At 68.4% G+C, this 16869-nt stretch carries 18 protein-coding genes; 9 read left to right on the top strand and 9 right to left on the bottom strand.

The window, feature by feature from the left end:
* Positions 1 to 762 carry an ABC transporter permease gene (locus EOJ32_RS00440; protein ID WP_045983333.1) on the top strand — a complete coding sequence of 254 codons (762 nt, stop codon included), beginning with the start codon at positions 1 to 3 and terminating at the stop codon, positions 760 to 762.
* Here EOJ32_RS00440 and EOJ32_RS00435 read toward each other — a convergent pair.
* The gene (locus tag EOJ32_RS00435) at positions 759 to 1229 is read right to left on the bottom strand and encodes a hypothetical protein (RefSeq protein ID WP_239441348.1); all 471 of its coding nucleotides are present in this window, start codon (positions 1227 to 1229) and stop codon (positions 759 to 761) included. The genes EOJ32_RS00440 and EOJ32_RS00435 overlap by 4 nt on opposite strands.
* Before the next feature lie 247 nt (positions 1230 to 1476).
* Between EOJ32_RS00435 and rimO the strand changes: the two genes are divergently transcribed.
* From rimO to ettA, 3 genes are read left to right on the top strand one after another with little or no spacing between them, the layout of a single operon-like run.
* The gene (gene rimO, locus EOJ32_RS00430; protein WP_164871358.1) at positions 1477 to 2847 is read left to right on the top strand and encodes a 30S ribosomal protein S12 methylthiotransferase RimO; all 1371 of its coding nucleotides are present in this window, start codon (positions 1477 to 1479) and stop codon (positions 2845 to 2847) included.
* Complete coding sequence (locus tag EOJ32_RS00425) at positions 2837 to 3736, top strand: sulfotransferase (protein WP_164871357.1); 900 nt, start codon at positions 2837 to 2839, stop codon at positions 3734 to 3736. Before rimO ends, EOJ32_RS00425 begins: the two co-directional genes overlap by 11 nt.
* Before the next feature lie 55 nt (positions 3737 to 3791).
* Complete coding sequence (gene ettA / locus EOJ32_RS00420; RefSeq protein ID WP_045983314.1) at positions 3792 to 5447, top strand: energy-dependent translational throttle protein EttA; 1656 nt, start codon at positions 3792 to 3794, stop codon at positions 5445 to 5447.
* Between the two features lie 69 nt (positions 5448 to 5516).
* Here the strand turns inward: ettA and EOJ32_RS00415 are convergent, their stop codons facing one another.
* The 3 genes from EOJ32_RS00415 to EOJ32_RS00405 all read right to left on the bottom strand — a co-directional run bounded on the left by EOJ32_RS00415 (position 5517) and on the right by EOJ32_RS00405 (position 6973).
* Positions 5517 to 6098, bottom strand: coding sequence for an outer membrane protein (locus EOJ32_RS00415; RefSeq protein ID WP_045983313.1), 582 nt, complete (start codon positions 6096 to 6098; stop codon positions 5517 to 5519).
* A gap of 265 nt (positions 6099 to 6363) precedes the next feature.
* Positions 6364 to 6573 (bottom strand): hypothetical protein, encoded by a 210-nt coding sequence (locus tag EOJ32_RS00410; RefSeq protein ID WP_127897334.1) that lies wholly within the window; start codon positions 6571 to 6573, stop codon positions 6364 to 6366.
* Positions 6574 to 6652: 79 nt separating this feature from the next.
* Positions 6653 to 6973 (bottom strand): HNH endonuclease, encoded by a 321-nt coding sequence (locus tag EOJ32_RS00405; RefSeq protein WP_240542461.1) that lies wholly within the window; start codon positions 6971 to 6973, stop codon positions 6653 to 6655.
* 60 nt (positions 6974 to 7033) lie between these two features.
* On the opposite strand from EOJ32_RS00405, the gene EOJ32_RS00400 reads away from it, so the two are divergent.
* Positions 7034 to 7651: a DsbA family protein gene (locus EOJ32_RS00400; RefSeq protein WP_127897333.1), complete on the top strand. Its 618-nt coding sequence runs from the start codon at positions 7034 to 7036 to the stop codon at positions 7649 to 7651.
* On the opposite strand, the gene zapE is transcribed toward EOJ32_RS00400, so the two are convergent.
* Positions 7648 to 8757: a cell division protein ZapE gene (gene zapE / locus EOJ32_RS00395; RefSeq protein ID WP_127897332.1), complete on the bottom strand. Its 1110-nt coding sequence runs from the start codon at positions 8755 to 8757 to the stop codon at positions 7648 to 7650. The two genes, EOJ32_RS00400 and zapE, sit on opposite strands and share 4 nt — an antisense overlap.
* Positions 8758 to 8888: 131 nt before the next feature.
* Here zapE and EOJ32_RS00390 point away from each other — a divergent pair, with 131 nt between their 5' ends.
* Both EOJ32_RS00390 and EOJ32_RS00385 read left to right on the top strand, forming a co-directional pair.
* The gene (locus tag EOJ32_RS00390) at positions 8889 to 9497 is read left to right on the top strand and encodes a 5'-methylthioadenosine/S-adenosylhomocysteine nucleosidase (RefSeq protein ID WP_045983308.1); all 609 of its coding nucleotides are present in this window, start codon (positions 8889 to 8891) and stop codon (positions 9495 to 9497) included.
* A 70-nt stretch (positions 9498 to 9567) separates the two neighbouring features.
* Complete coding sequence (locus EOJ32_RS00385; RefSeq protein ID WP_127897331.1) at positions 9568 to 11370, top strand: ABC transporter transmembrane domain-containing protein; 1803 nt, start codon at positions 9568 to 9570, stop codon at positions 11368 to 11370.
* On the opposite strand, the gene EOJ32_RS00380 is transcribed toward EOJ32_RS00385, so the two are convergent.
* Together EOJ32_RS00380 and EOJ32_RS00375 are read right to left on the bottom strand one after the other, a co-directional pair.
* Positions 11367 to 11843 (bottom strand): CAP domain-containing protein, encoded by a 477-nt coding sequence (locus EOJ32_RS00380; protein ID WP_164871356.1) that lies wholly within the window; start codon positions 11841 to 11843, stop codon positions 11367 to 11369. The genes EOJ32_RS00385 and EOJ32_RS00380 overlap by 4 nt on opposite strands.
* 57 nt (positions 11844 to 11900) lie before the next feature.
* A complete protein-coding gene (locus EOJ32_RS00375) occupies positions 11901 to 12446 on the bottom strand; it encodes a CAP domain-containing protein (RefSeq protein WP_240542460.1) in 546 nt (181 codons plus the stop codon).
* A gap of 158 nt (positions 12447 to 12604) precedes the next feature.
* On the opposite strand from EOJ32_RS00375, the gene lysM reads away from it, so the two are divergent.
* Both lysM and EOJ32_RS00365 read left to right on the top strand, forming a co-directional pair.
* Entirely contained in the window at positions 12605 to 13111 is a 507-nt protein-coding gene (lysM, locus tag EOJ32_RS00370; protein WP_127897329.1) for a peptidoglycan-binding protein LysM, read from the top strand.
* 161 nt (positions 13112 to 13272) lie between these two features.
* Positions 13273 to 15156 (top strand): acyl-CoA synthetase, encoded by a 1884-nt coding sequence (locus EOJ32_RS00365; protein ID WP_127899228.1) that lies wholly within the window; start codon positions 13273 to 13275, stop codon positions 15154 to 15156.
* 19 nt (positions 15157 to 15175) lie between these two features.
* On the opposite strand, the gene EOJ32_RS00360 is transcribed toward EOJ32_RS00365, so the two are convergent.
* Both EOJ32_RS00360 and EOJ32_RS00355 read right to left on the bottom strand, forming a co-directional pair.
* Complete coding sequence (locus EOJ32_RS00360) at positions 15176 to 15541, bottom strand: DUF983 domain-containing protein (RefSeq protein WP_045982397.1); 366 nt, start codon at positions 15539 to 15541, stop codon at positions 15176 to 15178.
* Positions 15542 to 15567: 26 nt separating this feature from the next.
* Positions 15568 to 16836 (bottom strand): folylpolyglutamate synthase/dihydrofolate synthase family protein, encoded by a 1269-nt coding sequence (locus EOJ32_RS00355; RefSeq protein WP_127897328.1) that lies wholly within the window; start codon positions 16834 to 16836, stop codon positions 15568 to 15570.
* Positions 16837 to 16869 lie beyond the last annotated feature (33 nt).

Genomic DNA, 16869 nt, shown 5'->3' with positions numbered 1-16869 from the left:
ATCAACTGGTTTGGCGTCTGGTCCATCTTTCACCACGAGATGATGCGGTTCTTCCGCACCATCTGGCAGTCGCTGGCATCGCCCGTGCTGTCCACGGTGCTGTATTTCGTCGTCTTCGGCGCGGCCATCGGCGGGCGCATCCAGTCGGTCGAGGGGGTCGAATACGCGGCCTTCATCGTGCCCGGCCTGATGATGCTGACCGTGCTGCAGCAGGCCGTCAGCAACGCCAGCTTCGGCATCTATTTCCCTAAGTTCAGCGGCACGATCTATGAATACCTGGTGTCGCCCGTCGGCTGGATCGAGGTCACGATGGGCTTCGTCGGCGCGGCAGCGGTCAAGTCGATCCTGATCGCGCTGGTGATCCTGCTGACCAGCTTCGTCTTCGTCGGCGTCCACATCCTGCACCCGTTCTGGATGGTGGCCTTCCTGGTCCTGTCGTCGATCGGCTTCAGCCTGCTGGGCTTCATCATCGGGCTGTGGGCCAAGTCGTTCGAACAGCTGCAGATCGTGCCGATGATGGTCATCATGCCGCTGGTCTTCCTGGGCGGCGCCTTCTATTCGGCCAGCATGCTGCCGCCCTTCTGGGAGGGCGTGGCCAAGCTTAACCCGGTCCTCTACCTGATCTCGGGGTTCCGCTGGTCGTTCTTCGGACTGGCCGACGTGCCGGTGGGGGTGTCGCTGGTGGCGGTGGGGATCATGGTCGTGATCTGCCTGGCCATCATCCGCTGGATCTTTGCCACCGGCTGGCGCCTGCGCGACTAGGGGCGCAGGCTGCCGCAGATCCGCGCCTGCGGGTCCAGGCGCACGTATTCGCGGGCCGAGATGATCTTCATCTCCATCGAGCGGTTCCAGCCCCCGAACCACCGCTCGCGGATGCCGCCACGATAGAAGTTGCCCATGATCTGATCGACATAGGGCGGGATGATCTGGGTGCCCTGGATGCGCGGCGCGTGAAACCCGATCCGCGCCTGCGGCCCCAGGCAGGCATTGGGCATCGTCGTCAGGATCGTGCAGGCCGACCGGCAATAGCCGCGGATGCGCACTGTGCGGCCCGACGATGCCAGCTCCTGACGGGTCTGCACCATCTCCAGCACGTTGCCGCCGCGGTTGTTCCACACGTCGATGAACTCTCCCGCGCGCTGGATGCCTTGCGGCTGCTGGGCCAAAGCGGGGGTCGCGACCGTCAGGGCGGCGGCAAGGATCAGGGCAAGGCGGCGGGGTTTCATCATGGCGACATCTGGTCCTTTTTTCGGGCGGTGGTGAAATCACGTTCCGGCGACGACGGGCATCGGGAACGCGCATTGCCGTGAACCGGTTGCCCGCGGGGGACGTTGGGCCCGCGAACCCATATCGGAGAAGCCCATGTTCCGCCTGCTCAAGCTGTTTGCCATCTTCAAGATGATCCGTCGTTTCATGGGCCGCCGCTGACCGCGGAACGGACTTTCCCCGCGATCCAGAATCGCTTATGTGCGGCGGATGCAGCAGAACCCGCCCGAACTCCGCCCCGACCTTGCGCGTGCGCGCATCCCGGATGACCGCCGCGACGGTCAGCCGACCATCGGCATGGTCAGCCTTGGCTGCCCCAAGGCCTTGGTAGACAGCGAACGCATCCTGACGCGCCTGCGGGCCGAAGGCTATGCGATCAGCGCCGATTACCATGGTGCGGATGCCGTGGTGGTCAACACCTGCGGGTTCCTGGACAGCGCCAAGGCCGAGAGCCTGGATGCCATCGGCGAGGCGCTGCGCGAGAATGGCCGCGTCATCGTCACCGGCTGCCTGGGGGCGGAACCGGATTACATCACCGGCGCGCATCCCAAGGTCTTGGCCGTGACCGGGCCGCATCAATATGAACAGGTGCTGGACGCGGTCCATGCCGCCGTGCCGCCGCAGCCCGATCCGTTCATCGACCTGCTGCCCGCCAGCGGGGTCAGCCTGACGCCGCGCCATTACAGCTATCTGAAGATCTCGGAAGGCTGCAATCACAAGTGCAAGTTCTGCATCATTCCCGACATGCGCGGCCGTCTGGTCAGCCGCCCGGCCCATGCGGTGGTGCGCGAGGCCGAGCGCCTGGTGCAGGCCGGGGTGCGGGAACTGCTGGTCATCAGCCAGGACACCAGCGCCTATGGGCTGGACCTGAAGCACGCGACCGACCGGGGGCACCGCGCCCACATCACCGATCTGGCGCGTGATCTGGGCAGCCTTGGGGCCTGGGTGCGGCTGCATTACGTCTATCCCTATCCGCATGTGCGCGACCTCATCCCGCTGATGGCGGATGGCTTGGTCCTGCCCTATCTGGACATCCCGTTCCAGCACGCCCACCCCGACGTCCTGCGCCGCATGGCGCGCCCGGCGGCGGCGGCCAAGACCCTGGACGAGATCGCCGCCTGGCGCGACATCTGCCCCGACATCACCCTGCGCTCGACCTTCATCGTGGGCTATCCCGGAGAGACCGAGGCAGAGTTCCAGACCCTGCTGGACTGGCTGGACGAGGCGCAGCTGGACCGCGTCGGCGCGTTCCAGTACGAAAACGTCAAGGGCGCGCGGGCCAACGACCTGCCCGACCACGTGCCCGACGCGGTCAAGCAGGACCGCTTTGCGCGATTCATGGAAAAGGCCCAGGCCATCAGCGCCGCCAAGCTGGAGGCCAAGGTCGGCCAGCGCATCCAGGTGATCGTCGACGAGGTCGACGAGCGTGGCGCCACCTGCCGCACCAAGGCCGACGCCCCCGAGATTGACGGAAACCTGTTCATCGACGAGGGGTTTGACGCCCTGTCGCCGGGCGATATTGTGACCGTGACGGTGGACGAGGCGGGCGATTATGACCTTTGGGGAACACTTGAGCGCTGACGCCCTGTCGCGCCTGGTCACCACGCTGACGATCAGCCCGGCCTTCGATCCCCAGGGCCAGCCCCGCAAGCCTGGAGCGCTGTGCATTGGTGCGCAGAAGGCCGGGACCAGCTGGCTGGCCCAGATGCTGGGCCAGCATCCGCAGGTCTGGATCCCGCCCTTCAAGGAGGTGCAGTATTTCAACCATCTGCACATCCCCGAACACCGCCGCTGGATCGCCTGGCATTACCGCAACAAGCCCCAGGAGATCCGCGACCGCCACACGACGCGCAAGGTCGAGCTGCAGCCCGAGCTGGACGCCTATCTGACGGCCATCACCAGCGGCAAGATGTTCCACAACCAATGGTACAAGCGTGTCTTCGCCCCCGCGCCCGAACACGCGATGCCGATGGATTTCACCCCGGAATATTCCGGCCTGCCGGACGAGGGGGTGCAGGCGGTCCGCGACCTGCTGCCCAAGGCGCGCGTGATCTATCTGATCCGCCACCCCGTCGATCGCGCCATATCGCAGCTGCGCATGAACCTGCGCCGGGAAAAACGCGTGCCCGTGACCGAGGCCGACTGGCTGGCCGAGGTCGCGAACCCGGTCCTGGACGAACGCGGCGACTATGCCGCCTATCTGCCGCGCTGGCTTAGGCGCTATCCCGACATGCTGGTCCTGCCCTTCGGTCGGATCTCGCGCGCGCCGCACCGGGTGATGGACGCGGTCGAGGCGCATCTGGGGCTGGGCCCCTGCTTCTACGCCAACCTGACGCAGAAGGTGTTCGCAAATCCCGACGGCCCGATGCCGCCCCCCGCGGCCATCGCCGCGCTGGAGGCGCGCCTGGCCCCCCAGATGGACGCGCTGCGCGACATCATGGGCGACGATTTCGTGGACGAGGTGCGCTGATCTTCCATCGGACGCCCGTTTCCCTTACAAAGCGGCAAATTCACAGGAGTTTCCGATGGCGTCCTATCAGTTCGTCTACCACATGGACGGCGTGTCCAAGACCTATCCCGGCGGCAAGAAGGTGTTTGAGAACATCAAGCTGAACTTTCTTCCGGGCGTCAAGATCGGCGTCGTCGGCGTCAACGGATCGGGCAAATCCAGCCTGATGCGCGTGATGGCCGGCATCGACAAGGATTTCACCGGCGAGGCCTGGGCCGCCAAGGGTGCGACCGTCGGCTATCTGCCGCAGGAGCCGCATCTGGACGAAAGCCTGGACGTGCGCGGCAACGTCATGCTGGGGGTCGCGGCCAAGCAGGCCAAGCTGGACCGCTATAACGAGCTGGCGATGAACTACTCGGACGAGACCGCCGAGGAGATGTCCGCCCTGCAGGACCAGATCGACGCCGAGAACCTGTGGGACCTGGACAGCCAGGTCGATGTCGCGATGGAGGCCCTGCGCTGCCCGCCCGACGACGCCGATGTCAGCACCCTGTCGGGCGGCGAACGCCGCCGGGTCGCGCTGTGCAAGCTGCTGCTTGAGGCGCCGGACATGCTGCTGCTGGACGAACCGACCAACCACCTGGACGCCGAGACCATCGCCTGGCTGCAAAAGCACCTGATCGAATACAAGGGCACGATCCTGATCGTCACCCACGACCGCTATTTCCTGGACGACATCACGACCTGGATCCTGGAGCTGGAGCGCGGCCGCGGCATCCCGCACGAGGGGAACTATTCCTCGTGGCTGGACGCCAAGGCCAAGCGCGTGGCGCAGGAGGCCCGCGAGGACAAGTCCAAGCAGAAGGTCCTTGAGAAGGAACTGGAATGGATCCGCGCCGGCGCCAAGGCCCGTCAGGCCAAGCAGAAGGCCCGCGTCAACGCCTATAACGAGATGGCCAACAAGACCGAGAAGGAGCGCATCACCAGCGCCCAGATCATCATCCCGAACGGCGAGCGCCTGGGCGGCAAGGTGATCGAGGTCATCGGCCTGAAGAAGGCGATGGGCGACAAGCTGCTGATCGAGAACCTGGACTTCACCATCCCGCCCGGCGGCATCGTCGGCGTGATCGGTCCGAACGGCGCGGGCAAGTCGACGCTGTTCCGCATGCTGACCGGCCAGGAGCAGCCCGACGAGGGCACGATCACCCTGGGCGAGACGGTGCAGCTGTCCTATGTCGACCAGTCGCGCGACGCGCTGGGCGACAACCACAACGTCTGGGAGGAGATCAGCGGCGGCGCCGAGCTGATCGCCCTGGGCGACGCGACGATGAACAGCCGCGCCTATTGCAGCGCCTTCAACTTCAAGGGCAGCGACCAGCAGAAGAAGGTCGGCACCCTGTCGGGCGGCGAACGCAACCGCGTGCACATGGCCAAGCTGCTGAAATCGGGCGGCAACGTGCTGCTGCTGGACGAACCGACCAACGACCTGGACGTCGAGACGCTGCAGGCGCTGGAGGCGGCGCTGGACGATTTCGCGGGCTGCGCGGTGATCATCAGCCACGACCGCTTCTTCCTGGACCGTCTGTGCACGCATATCCTGGCGTTCGAGGGCGACGCGCATGTCGAATGGTTCGAAGGCAACTTCGAGGCCTATGAGGAGGACAAGATCCGCCGCCTGGGTCCTGATTCGGTGAACCCCAAGCGCGTGAAGTACAAGAAGTTCACGCGCTGATCGCACCTGTTGCGGCAATGAAAAAGGCGGCCCCCGCGGGGGCCGCCTTTCGCGTTCGGACCGTTTCGATCAGAACCGGAACGAGGCGCGCACCTGCACCATGTCGGTGTCGAGGTCGAGGCCCGACACGTCGTTGACGTCGTCGAAGTCCTGGCGGGTGTATTCCGCGCCCAGGGTCACGCGCTCGGTGACCTTGAAGTCGGCGCCGATGCCATAGGTGAAGGCGGTTTCCGACAGGTCGTCCGCATCGACATGGGCAGCGCCCAGAGAGACGTAGGGCATGAAGCGGCCCAAGTCATAGCCCGCGCGGCCGCGCAGCCGGACCAGGTCGCCTTCGCCGGCCTCGTCCAGGTCGATGCGGTTGTAGTCCAGCTCGCCGCCCAGAACGAACTGGCCGAAATCGCGGTTGTAGCCGCCGTGCACGCCGTAGGCGTCAAAGTCGCTTGACACGCTGTCGCCGTCGAAGTTCACGTCGGCATCCCCCTGGCCGTACTGCAGACCGGCATAGAAACCGGTCCAGTCGGACACGGGTGCCGCGACGGGGGCGACGACGGGTGCGGGGGCGGGCTCGACCACGGGGGCGACATAGCCGCCGGCATGGGCGGTGACGGCGAACAGGCTTGCGCCCAGAGTTGCGAATGCAAGTTTCATGATGGGGGTCCTTCTCAGTCTGATGACGGGGCAGATCTAACCGTCTGACCCTGCTGCCGAAAGGTTGACGCCCGGATTGCCCGTGTGCGGCGTTGCATGGTCGCAACCACAGGCTTGTGAACCCGCGTGAGCGACGCCAGCCGAACCCGTGCGTGGGGCCGCAAAGGAGGCCTGTGCCGATCACGACCTGCCGCCAAAGCCAGGGCGTGCAGGCCGAGACGCGCGGTTCACCGCCTGCGCGGACCTTGTCGAGGCCGTGCGCCTGTCAGGATGTGACCTGCCGGGCCCCGCCGCAGGACCGCTTGCCGGTCATGGCCGGATTGGTCGGCAGGGGGGCATCGGGGGTGCGGGCGTCCTGGGGGGCGGGGATCACGATGGGCGCGGGCGCCGGGGCCTGGGGCGGTCCGGTCTGGGCCAAGGCCGCAGGGGCGGTCAGGGCACCCAAGAGCAGCGCGGTCAGGAACGATCGGGGCATGGGACAGTCCTTTCGCAGGGGACGACTGTCTCAGGGTGCGCCCGAATCACGCTTCCGCAAAGCGGAAAAACCGATGGTATCAGCGCGTCCTTCCGGAAAAACCCGGCGGGCGGCGGGCGATCCAGGCCCAGAACGGGGCCAGGTCGGGATGGGTGCGCAGCGCCTCGACCGTGTTCACGTTTCGCGCCAGCTCCGTCTCGCGCAGGGTCTTGTGGATCGTCTTGTGGCAGATGTGGTGCAGCAGCACCGTAGGGCCCCCCTTGCCGCCGCGCAGCTTGGGGATCAGGTGATGGCGGCTTTGCGGCACGTCGGGCGGGATCGGGCGCAGGCACAGCGGGCAGACCGGGTCGGGGTCTGACGCCATCGTGACCTCTGGTTCGGTATATCTGGATTTACGCATCTGTCCGCCGTCGGTTAGGCCGAAGGACATCTGACCCCGGACCCGCCGAAAGGACAAGCCATGCCGACCCGCCGCTTTCTTCTGGCCTCTGCCGGCGCCTTCGCGGCGATGCCCGCCTTTGCGCAGGACCGCCCCAACCCGATGCCCGATGAGTTGCGCCAGGCGCTGGAACGCGACCCGACCGCACCGGTGCTGGGCAATCCCGACGGCAACATCACCCTGACCGAGTTCTTCGATTACAACTGTCCGCACTGCAAGACGATGCTGCCGCTGATGTCGGAACTGGTCCGGTCGGACCCGCAGCTGCGGGTGGTGCTGCGCGAATGGCCGGTCTTCGGTCCCGGATCGGAATTCGCGGCGCGCGCGTCGCTGGCGACGCTGCCCACGGGCAACTACTGGCGGCTGCACGCCGCCCTGCTGGGCATGCGCGCCCGCGCCGAGGAGGCGACCGTGATGCGCGTTGTCCGCGATCTGGGCCTGGACGAGGCCGCGATCCGCACAGGCATGCAGGCCGATACCGTCGAACGCCACATCACCTACAGCCACCTGCTGGGCGACCACATGGGGCTGATGGGCACGCCAAGCTTCATCTGCGGGGACGAGGCCGCGTTCGGCGCGATGACGCTGGAGGAGCTGCGCGCCCTGGTCCAGCGCGGACGGCGGACGATGGGGGTCTAGTCCCCCGCCGGGTCGCGCCGCCCCCACGCGGCGTCCTGCATCTCGCGCAGGCGGGATGCGGTGCGTTCGAACTCGAAGCTGCCTTCGCCCTCGTTGTACAGCTGTTCGGGCTGGTCCGCGCCGCTGGCGATCAGCCGGACCCGCGCCTCGTAAAGCGCGTCGATCAGCGTCACGAAGCGCTTGGCCTCATTATAGTTCGACGCCGACAGCCGCGGCACGCCGTCGATCAGCAGCACGTCGACCGCGCGTGCCACCGCCAGGTAATCCGCGGGCCCAAGCGGCTTGCCGCACAGGTCCCAGAAGCTGGACCGCGCCGCGCGCCTGACATGGGCGGGCAGGGTGACCTGGCGCCCCTGCACGGTCAGGACCAGCGGTTCGGGCGTAGCGTCGCCGGTCAGCTCGGCCCAGACGGCGTCCAGTTCGGCCCGTGCCGCCGCGTCGGCGGGGGCGAACCAGACCTGACCGCCCTGGCGGTTCTGGCGATAGTCGGTGCGGCTGTCCAGGCACACCACCTCCATCCGCTGGCGGATCAGCGCGATGAAGGGCAGGAACAGCTGGCGGTTCAGCCCATGCTTGTACAGGTCGTCCGGTTCGCGGTTCGACGTTGTGACCACCGTCACCCCCTGGTCGAACAGAACCTGGAACAGCCGCCCCACGATCATCGCGTCGGCGATGTCGCTGATCTGCATCTCGTCAAAGCACAGCAGGCGGACTTGGGCCGCCACGGCCTCGGCCACGGGGCGGACGGTGTCCTGCTCGCCGCGCTTGCGCGCCTCGTTCAGGCCGGCCTGGATCTCCTGCATGAATTCGTGGAAATGCACCCGCCGGGTGGGAACGTCGCCGGCCGCGTCGGCCATCAGGTCCATCAGCATGGATTTGCCGCGCCCCACGCCGCCCCACAGATACAACCCCTGCACCGCGGGCACCGGATCGGGGCTGCCCACGCCCAAAAAGGCCCGCCACGCCGATCGCGGCTTCTGCGGCGGTGCCGCCTGCAGTTGATCCAGAACGCGGTCCATGTGCGGCAGCACCGCTGCCTGCGCGTCGTCGTGGCGCAGCGCGCCCGATGCGATGCGCTGGCGGTAAAGATCGCTGACCGTGCCCATGGCGTGCCCCTGTCCTGTGACCGATGCACCCCTGCCACGGCGCGGCCCGTGCCCGCAAGGGTCTGCGGCCTTGACCGCCGCGGCGTGGCTGTGCGACGCCCGACGCGATCCCCGCTGACGTAGGTGCGCCGATGACCGACCTGCCGATCCTGTTCGTGATGGCCGCCCAGCCCGAATACGGCCCGGCCCTGCGCGCGCGCATCCAGCCGCTGATGACCGGCATCGGCCCGATCGAGGCCGCGGTCCAGCTGACCGCCGCGCTGGCCCGCATGGACCGGCTGCCCCGGCTGATCGTGTCGCTGGGGTCGGCCGGGTCCGCGCGTCTGGCCCAGACCGAGGTTTATCAGGTGGGCGCCGTCGCCTGGCGCGACATGGATGCCAGCGCGCTGGGGTTCGCGAGGGGCTGCACGCCGCTGCTGGACCTGCCGCGGGTGATCGACCTGCCGCACCGCATCCCCGGCCTGCCGGTGGCCAGCCTGTCCACCGGCGCCGACATCGTCAGCGGCCCCGCCTATGCCGCGATCGAGGAGGACATGGTCGACATGGAGACCTTTGCCCACCTGCGTGCCGCCCAGAATTTCGGCGTGCCGCTGATCGGGCTGCGCGGCATCTCCGACGGGGCGGCCGATCTGGGCGGGATGGACGACTGGACCCGCTATCTTCAGGTGATCGACGGCAAGCTGGCCGCGGCGGTGGACCTGCTGCACAAGGCGCTGGCCCAGGGGCGGCTGGTCCTGTGACAGGGCGCACGCTTGTCCTTGGGGCGGCGGCCCCCTAAACCGGGGCGGCAACGGACAAAGACGGGCAAGCATGGCACGCGGCGCAAGCAATCTGGAAGACCGGCCCACCAGCCGGCGGGTGGGGGCGCTTGGCGCGCTGTGGCCGTTCGTCCGGCCCTATCGCGGGCAGATGGTGCTGGCGCTGGTAGCGCTGGTGCTGACATCGGCGATCAGCCTGATCCTGCCACTGGCCGCACGCCGGGTGGTCGACAATTTCGACGACGGCGCGGGCCTTCTGGACAAGTATTTCGGCGCGGCCCTGATGATCGTGGCGCTGCTGGCTCTGGGCACGGCGGCGCGGTACTTCTTCGTGACACGGTTGGGCGAACGGGTCGTGGCCGACATCCGCAAGGCCGTCTATGCCCGCGTGATCACCCTGTCGCCCGCCTTCTTCGAACGCGTGATGACGGGGGAAATCCTGTCGCGCATCACCACCGACACCACGCTGATCCAGTCGGTTGTAGGGTCGTCGCTGTCCATCGCGCTGCGCAACATGCTGATCCTGGCGGGGGGCATGGCGATGCTGGCCTGGACCTCGGTCAAGCTGATGGGACTGGTGCTGCTGATCGTGCCCGCCATCCTGATCCCGATCATCGTGCTGGGACGCCGCCTGCGCGCCCTGTCGCGCGCCAACCAGGACTGGATCGCCGCATCCTCGGGCACAGCGTCCGAAACCCTGCTGGCCGCCCAGACCATCCAGGCCTACACCGCCGAGGCGCGCAGCATGGTGCGCTTTGACGACGTGACCGAACAGTCCTATGTCGTGGCCCGCACCCGCATCGGCACCCGCGCGGTGATGACCGCCATCGTGATCTTCCTGATCTTTGCGGGCGTGATCGGCGTGCTGTGGGTCGGTGCCCGCGACGTCCAAGACGGGGTGATGACCGCGGGCCAGCTGGTGCAGTTCGTCATCTATGCGATCCTGGTCGCGGGCGCGGCTGGCGCCCTGTCCGAGATCTGGGGCGAACTGCAACGCGCCGCCGGGGCGACCGAACGCCTGGCCGAACTGCTGTCCGCGACGGACACGCTGACCGATCCGGCGCGCCCGGTGCCCCTGCTGCTGCCCGTGCGCGGAGAGATCGTGCTGGAGGGGGTGGCCTTCAGCTTTCCCTCGCGTCCCGACGCCCCGGCCCTGCACGGGATCGACCTGACCATCCGGCCGGGGGAGACCGTGGCGCTGGTCGGCCCGTCTGGGGCGGGCAAGACGACCGTGATCCAGCTGATCCAGCGGTTCTGGGACCCGCAATCGGGTCGCGTGACGATGGACGGCACCGACCTGCGCCAGCTGGCGCGCGTCGATCTGCGCAGCCATATCGCGCTGGTTCCCCAGGACCCGGTGATCTTTGCCGCATCCGCCGCCGACAACATCCGCCTTGGCCGCCCCGACGCGACCGACGCGCAGGTGCAGGCCGCGGCGCGCGCGGCGCATGCGCATGACTTCATCGCGGCCCTGCCGCAGGGATATGACACCGCGTTGGGCGAACGCGGCGTGATGCTGTCTGGCGGTCAGCGCCAGCGCGTGGCCATCGCCCGCGCGATCCTGCGCGACGCGCCGGTCCTGCTGCTGGACGAGGCGACCAGCGCGCTGGACGCGGAATCCGAATCGCTGGTCCAGGCCGCCGTCAGCCGCCTGGCCGAGGGGCGCACGACCGTCGTCGTGGCCCACCGCCTGGCGACGGTCAAGAAGGCCGACCGGATCGTGGTCCTGGATCAGGGCCGGATCGTGGCCACCGGCAGCCATGACGAACTGGTCGCGCAGGGCGGGCTCTATGCGCGCCTGGCGCGGATGCAGTTCACCGACGGGCCGGGTGACAGGCCGGTCGACCCCGCCTAGCGCGGGGCGGCCAGCACCATCGCCCAGAACACTGTCCGCCCGTCCGCCGCCAGCGCCTGGCCGATGCCCACGTGGCGCACCCGCGCATGCAGCATGTTCGACCGGTGCCCCGCCGACCGCGCCCAGCTGCGCATCGCGGCGCCTGCGTCGCGCTGGCCCGCGGCGATATTCTCGGCCACGACGGAGGCGGCATAGCCCGCCGACCGGGCGCGCGCCTTGACGCCCCCGCCGCCCCGATGGCTGAGCCTGCCGCGGGCGGCCATCTCGCAGGCCTGGCGGGTCGCCGCCGCCGTCAACGCGGGATCGACCGTCACCGCGCCCAGCCCGGCCTGGGCCCGCATCTGGCTGACGGAGGACGCGATGGCCTGGCTGGCCCGGGGCGGGGGCGTGGCGCAGGATGTCGACGCATGGGCCGGCCATGCGCCGGCCACGATCAGCGCCAGCGCGGCGATGCGGTTGAAATGTCGGGTCATCCGATCCTCGTCTTTGTGGTCATCCGAATGGGTCGGGCCGCAGGTCATGCCCGCGGCCTAACGGGGGGCCGCATAGACGGCGGCCCAATAGGTCGTGCGCCCGTCCTGGGACGTCGCCTGCCCCACGCCGAAATCGCGCACCTGAGGCAGCATGATGTTGGCGTGATGCCCCGGCGAGGCCGTCCATTCCGACAGCACCCGCGGTAGCGAGAACGGCCCCGCGGCGATATTCTCGGCCGAGACGGTGGGCTGATAGCCCGCCTGCTTCAGGCGCATGGCGGGTCCGGTGGTGGTGCTGCCCAGATGGGTCATGCGCCCGCGCTGCGCCATGTCGCAGGCATGGCGCGCCGCGACCCGGGCCAGCCGGGGATCGGCGCGCAGCGGCGTCAGGCCGGCGCGGGCCCGCGCGCGGTTGCTCACCTGCGCCGCCATCGCGTTCCGGTCCGGCGCCGTCGCGCCGCATTGCGCGGGTCCGGGCGGGCCGACCTGGACCGCGTGGGGGTCGTGTCCCACCGGCGCCTGCGGGGTGGCCGCGCATCCCGCCAGCAGCGCCGCGCCCAGGATCATCAGCGATCCCCGTCCGTATCCTGTCCAGTTCGTCATGCCCTGCGGTGACCCCGTTTCCAAGCGCGCCTTGGTTCTTATAGCCGCCCCGGGTTAACAAGCGCTTTCGCCCCGATGCGGCCATGGCGCCCTGGTTTGGCGGAACCGTGCCGACATGGCGGTCGTTCGGTGGCGGAACATCACAAGGACCTTTGCACATGGCCATCTGGGATTTCGTGAAAGACGCGGGCAAGTCGGTCTTCGGCAAGGCCGAGGCCGCCACGCTCAAGCCCGCCGTCGCGGCCCCTGCCGCAGCCCCCGCCGCCGCGCAGCCCGCGGCCCAGGACGACACGCAGCGCAAGGTCGCGGCGCTAAAGGCGGAACTGCGCGCGCTGAACCTGGACGGCGACGACGTGCACCTGCGCCTGCGCGGCGACACGGTGGTCGTCGAATCCAAGGGTGCCGACCGCGAGACGCTGGAGAAGCTGATTTTGGCCGTCGGCAACATCGAGGGCATCGCCAAGGTCGAGGCCGACCTGCCCGCCGATGCCCCCCAACCCGTCTTCCACACCGTGAAGAAGGGAGAGACCCTGTCCGCCATCGCCAAGGAGCACCTGGGCAACGCGAACAAGTACGCCGCGATCTTCGAGGCGAACCGCCCGATGCTGAGCGATCCCGACAAGATCTATCCGGGCCAGGTCCTGCGCATTCCCGCTGCGGACTGACCACCCCGGTTGGACCGCCATGACGCCGCGTCGGCCATCGGTTGACGCGGCGTTTTCACATGCGGCGGACCGGTCGGGACTTGCCCCGCCCGGCCTTGTCGGACCATCCTGACCCGCAGGGAGGGGCCGCAGCCGATGCGGCCCGACAGCAGGGGGACCAGATGGGCAAGTTCGGCAGCTATGCGGACCGCGACAGGATCGAACAGGAAGGCAGCTTCGACGCGCGCGGCCTGCCGGTCACGATCTATGAATTCCTGTCGCGTACGGCCGAGCGGTTCCCGCAGCGGCCCGCGATCTCGTTCCAGCTGCTGTCGGGGCCCAAGGATCACGCCGTTACCCTGTTCTGGCAGGACCTGCTGGAACGCGTGACCGAAACCGCCAACCTGTTCCGCAGCCTGGGCGTGGGGCCAACCGACACCGTCGCGTACCTTCTGCCCAACAGCATCGAGACGCCGGTGGTCCTGCTGGCCGGGGCCACGGCGGGGATCGTGAACCCGATCAACCCGCTGCTGGATGCAACCCAGATCGCCGGCATCCTGCGCGAGACGAATGCCAAGGTGCTGGTCACGCTGAAGGCCTTCCCCAAGACCGACGTGGCGCAGAAGGCCGCCGAAGCGGTGGCCCAGGCCCCGAACGTCACCCATGTGGTCGAGGTTGACCTGAACCGCCATCTGCGCGGCCTGAAACGCTTTATCGTGCCGCTGATCCGCCCCAAGGTGAAGGTCCGGCACAAGGCCAAGGTCCTGGATTTCGAGGCCGCCACCAGCGCACGCAAGCACACCGCCCTGGAATTCGACGACCCCAAGGCCGACCGCGTCGCGGCCTATTTCCACACCGGCGGCACCACCGGCACGCCCAAGGTGGCCCAGCACAAGTACAGCGGCATGATCTATAACGGCTGGCTTGGGGGGACGCTGCTGTTTGACGAGACCGACGTACTGATGTGCCCGCTGCCGATGTTCCATGTCTTTGCGGCCTATCCGGTGCTGATGTCCTGCATCGCGTCAGGCGCGCATGTGGTGATGCCCACGCCCGCCGGATACCGGGGCGATGGGGTCTTCGACAACTTCTGGAAGCTGATCGAGCGGTGGCAGGCGACGTTCCTGATCACCGTGCCCACGGCCATCGCCGCGCTGATGCAGCGTCCGGTCAACGCCGATGTGGGCAGCCTGAAGACCGCCATCTCGGGTTCGGCGCCGCTGCCGATCGAGCTGTATAACCGCTTCAAGGCGGCCACCGGGGTGGAGATCGCCGAAGGCTACGGCCTGACCGAGGCCACCTGCCTGGTCAGCTGCAACCCGGTGGACGGGCTGAAGAAGGTGGGCTCGGTGGGCATCCCGCTGCCGCACACGCATGTGCGCATCCTGAACCACGACGATGCGGGCCGGGTGCATGAATGCCCCACCGATGTCGTCGGAGAGATCTGCGTCGCCAATCCCGGCGTCTTCCCCGGCTCGACCTATACCGAGGCCGACAAGAACCATAAGCTGTTCGCCGACGATCGGTACCTGCGCACGGGCGATCTGGGCCGGATCGACGCGGACGGCTATCTGTGGATCACCGGGCGGGCCAAGGACCTGATCATCCGCGGCGGCCACAACATCGACCCCGCCGAGATCGAGGAGGGGATGCTGTCGCACCCCGCCGTCGCGTTCGCCGGCGCCATCGGCCAGCCCGACGCCTTCGCGGGCGAACTGCCCTGCGTCTATGTGGAACTGGTTGGCGGAGCCACGGTGACCGTGGACGAACTGGCGGCCCATGCCCGCGACCACATCCATGAACGCGCCGCCGTCCCCAAGCATATCGAGATCCTGTCGGAACTGCCCAAGACCGCGGTCGGCAAGATCTTCAAGCCGGACCTGCGCCGCCTGGCCATCAGCCGCGTCTATGACGCCGCCCTGCAGGGCACCGGCGCCCGCGTGGTCGAGGTGCGCGAGGACAAGAAGCGCGGGTTGGTCGCCCGCCTGTCGCGCGAGGGCAACGTCGCCGAGAATCAGGTCCGCGAGAGGCTGGGTCAGTTCACGACGCCCTGGGACTGGGCGTGACGGCGGGGACCGGGGGCCGTCAGGCGCCCCGGTCCTGTTCGTCCTTGGCCCACAGATAGCCGATGAAGGCGCCCTTGATCAGGCGCAGCAGCACAAGTGTCATCACCGTGGTGATCAGCCCGGTGACCGCCAGCAGCGTCGCGGGTTCGGGGCGCCAGACGTTCCAGATGATGCCGAACAGCGGGATCAGCACCAGCAGCATCACCGTCATGGTGAAGAACGCCGGCCCGTCCGCCGCCGGATAGCGGGACAGGGGCGCCTGGCAATGCGCGCAGACCGGGTTCACCTTCAGATAGCCCTGCATCAGCTGCCCCTCTCCGCAGGAAGGGCAGCGGTTCATGACGCCCCGCAGGATGGCGGCGCGGCTGTCTCGGATCTGGGTCATGGGCTGTCCTTGGGTTCGGGCGTGGCCTAGCCGTTGTCGCGCAGGATGCGCCCGGCCAGATACAGGGATCCGCAGATCAGGATACGCGCGCCGGGGTGGCGGGTCACCAGCTGTTCCACCGCCTGCGCGGCATCCTGGGCCACATGCGCGGTCATGCCGACCTGGCGCGCGGCGTCGGCGGTCTGGGTGGCGGGCAGGGTGTTCGGCTCTCCGGGGATGTCGATGGCGGTCAGGCCGGCGGCGTGGTCGGCCAGCGGACGCAGATAGCCCGCGACATCCTTGGTGTTCAGCATGCCGCAGACCAGATGCGTGGGGCGTGCGGGCATCGCGGCCAGGGTCGCGGCCAGCGCCTGCCCGCCCGCCGGGTTGTGCCCGCCGTCCAGCCACAGCTCCGCCCCCTGGGCCAGATCGACCAGCGGACCATGGCGCAGGCGCTGCATCCGGGCGGGCCATTCGGCCTGCGTGACGGCGGCGCGGGCCTGCGCGTCGGTGGCGCCAAGCGCGCGCAGGGCGGCCAGCGCGGTGCCCGCGTTCTGGACCTGGTGCGGGCCGATCAGCTTCGGGCGGGGCAGGTCCCACAGCCCGTGATCGTCCTGGAACACCATGCCGTCGCGTTCGGGCTGGATCATCCAGTGCTGGCCATGCGCGACGATGGGCGCGGACAGGCCCATGGCGCGCGCCTCGATCACGCGCAGGGCATCATCGTCCTGGGGGCCGACGATGACGGGGACGCGGGGCTTGATGATGCCGGCCTTTTCGGCGGCGATCAGGGGCAGCGTCTCTCCCAGGTACTGGGTGTGGTCGATCGAGACCGGCGTGATGACCGTCAGGCGCGGCGCGTCGATGACGTTGGTCGCATCCAGGCGCCCGCCCAGTCCGACCTCCAGCAGGGTGAAGTCCGCGGGGGTGCGGGCGAAGGCCAGGAAGGCTGCGGCGGTGGTGATCTCGAAGAAGGTGATGGGCTGGCCGTCATTCGCGGCCTCGACCTGGGCCAGCAGGTCGGCCAGGGCGTCGTCCTCGATCAGGGTGCCCGCCAGGCGGATGCGTTCGCGAAACTGCGCCAGGTGCGGCGAGGTATAGGCATGGACCCGCGCGCCCCCGGCCTCAAGGCCTGCGCGGATCATCGCCTGCGTGCTGCCCTTGCCGTTGGTGCCCGCGATGTGGATCACCGGGGGGATGGCACGTTCGGGGTTGCCCAAGGCCGCCAGAAGGCGGTGCATTCGGTCGAGCGACAGGTCGATCACCTTGGGGTGCAGCGCCATGAGGCGCGACAGGATCGCATCGGATGTGGTCATGTCATGCACCGGGGGCCAGCCCCCGGACCCCCG

The organism is Paracoccus sp. Arc7-R13 (assembly GCF_004010775.1).
In the GTDB taxonomy this organism is placed as follows: Bacteria; Pseudomonadota; Alphaproteobacteria; order Rhodobacterales; family Rhodobacteraceae; genus Paracoccus; species Paracoccus marcusii.
Note: the sequence above shows the minus strand (reverse complement) of the source record. Positions and strands in the feature narration are given on the sequence as shown.

Excerpts from the sequence above, each read along its gene's own strand:
- EOJ32_RS00435 (WP_239441348.1), bottom strand. The coding sequence starts at position 1,229 with ATGATGAAACCCCGCCGCCTTGCCCTGATCCTTGCCGCCGCCCTGACG.
- rimO (WP_164871358.1), top strand. The coding sequence starts at position 1,477 with ATGCAGCAGAACCCGCCCGAACTCCGCCCCGACCTTGCGCGTGCGCGC.
- ettA (WP_045983314.1), top strand. The coding sequence starts at position 3,792 with ATGGCGTCCTATCAGTTCGTCTACCACATGGACGGCGTGTCCAAGACC.
- EOJ32_RS00415 (WP_045983313.1), bottom strand. The coding sequence starts at position 6,098 with ATGAAACTTGCATTCGCAACTCTGGGCGCAAGCCTGTTCGCCGTCACC.
- EOJ32_RS00410 (WP_127897334.1), bottom strand. The coding sequence starts at position 6,573 with ATGCCCCGATCGTTCCTGACCGCGCTGCTCTTGGGTGCCCTGACCGCC.
- EOJ32_RS00405 (WP_240542461.1), bottom strand. The coding sequence starts at position 6,973 with ATGCGTAAATCCAGATATACCGAACCAGAGGTCACGATGGCGTCAGAC.
- EOJ32_RS00400 (WP_127897333.1), top strand. The coding sequence starts at position 7,034 with ATGCCGACCCGCCGCTTTCTTCTGGCCTCTGCCGGCGCCTTCGCGGCG.
- zapE (WP_127897332.1), bottom strand. The coding sequence starts at position 8,757 with ATGGGCACGGTCAGCGATCTTTACCGCCAGCGCATCGCATCGGGCGCG.
- EOJ32_RS00390 (WP_045983308.1), top strand. The coding sequence starts at position 8,889 with ATGACCGACCTGCCGATCCTGTTCGTGATGGCCGCCCAGCCCGAATAC.
- EOJ32_RS00385 (WP_127897331.1), top strand. The coding sequence starts at position 9,568 with ATGGCACGCGGCGCAAGCAATCTGGAAGACCGGCCCACCAGCCGGCGG.
- EOJ32_RS00380 (WP_164871356.1), bottom strand. The coding sequence starts at position 11,843 with ATGACCCGACATTTCAACCGCATCGCCGCGCTGGCGCTGATCGTGGCC.
- EOJ32_RS00375 (WP_240542460.1), bottom strand. The coding sequence starts at position 12,446 with ATGACGAACTGGACAGGATACGGACGGGGATCGCTGATGATCCTGGGC.
- lysM (WP_127897329.1), top strand. The coding sequence starts at position 12,605 with ATGGCCATCTGGGATTTCGTGAAAGACGCGGGCAAGTCGGTCTTCGGC.
- EOJ32_RS00365 (WP_127899228.1), top strand. The coding sequence starts at position 13,273 with ATGGGCAAGTTCGGCAGCTATGCGGACCGCGACAGGATCGAACAGGAA.
- EOJ32_RS00360 (WP_045982397.1), bottom strand. The coding sequence starts at position 15,541 with ATGACCCAGATCCGAGACAGCCGCGCCGCCATCCTGCGGGGCGTCATG.
- EOJ32_RS00355 (WP_127897328.1), bottom strand. The coding sequence starts at position 16,836 with ATGACCACATCCGATGCGATCCTGTCGCGCCTCATGGCGCTGCACCCC.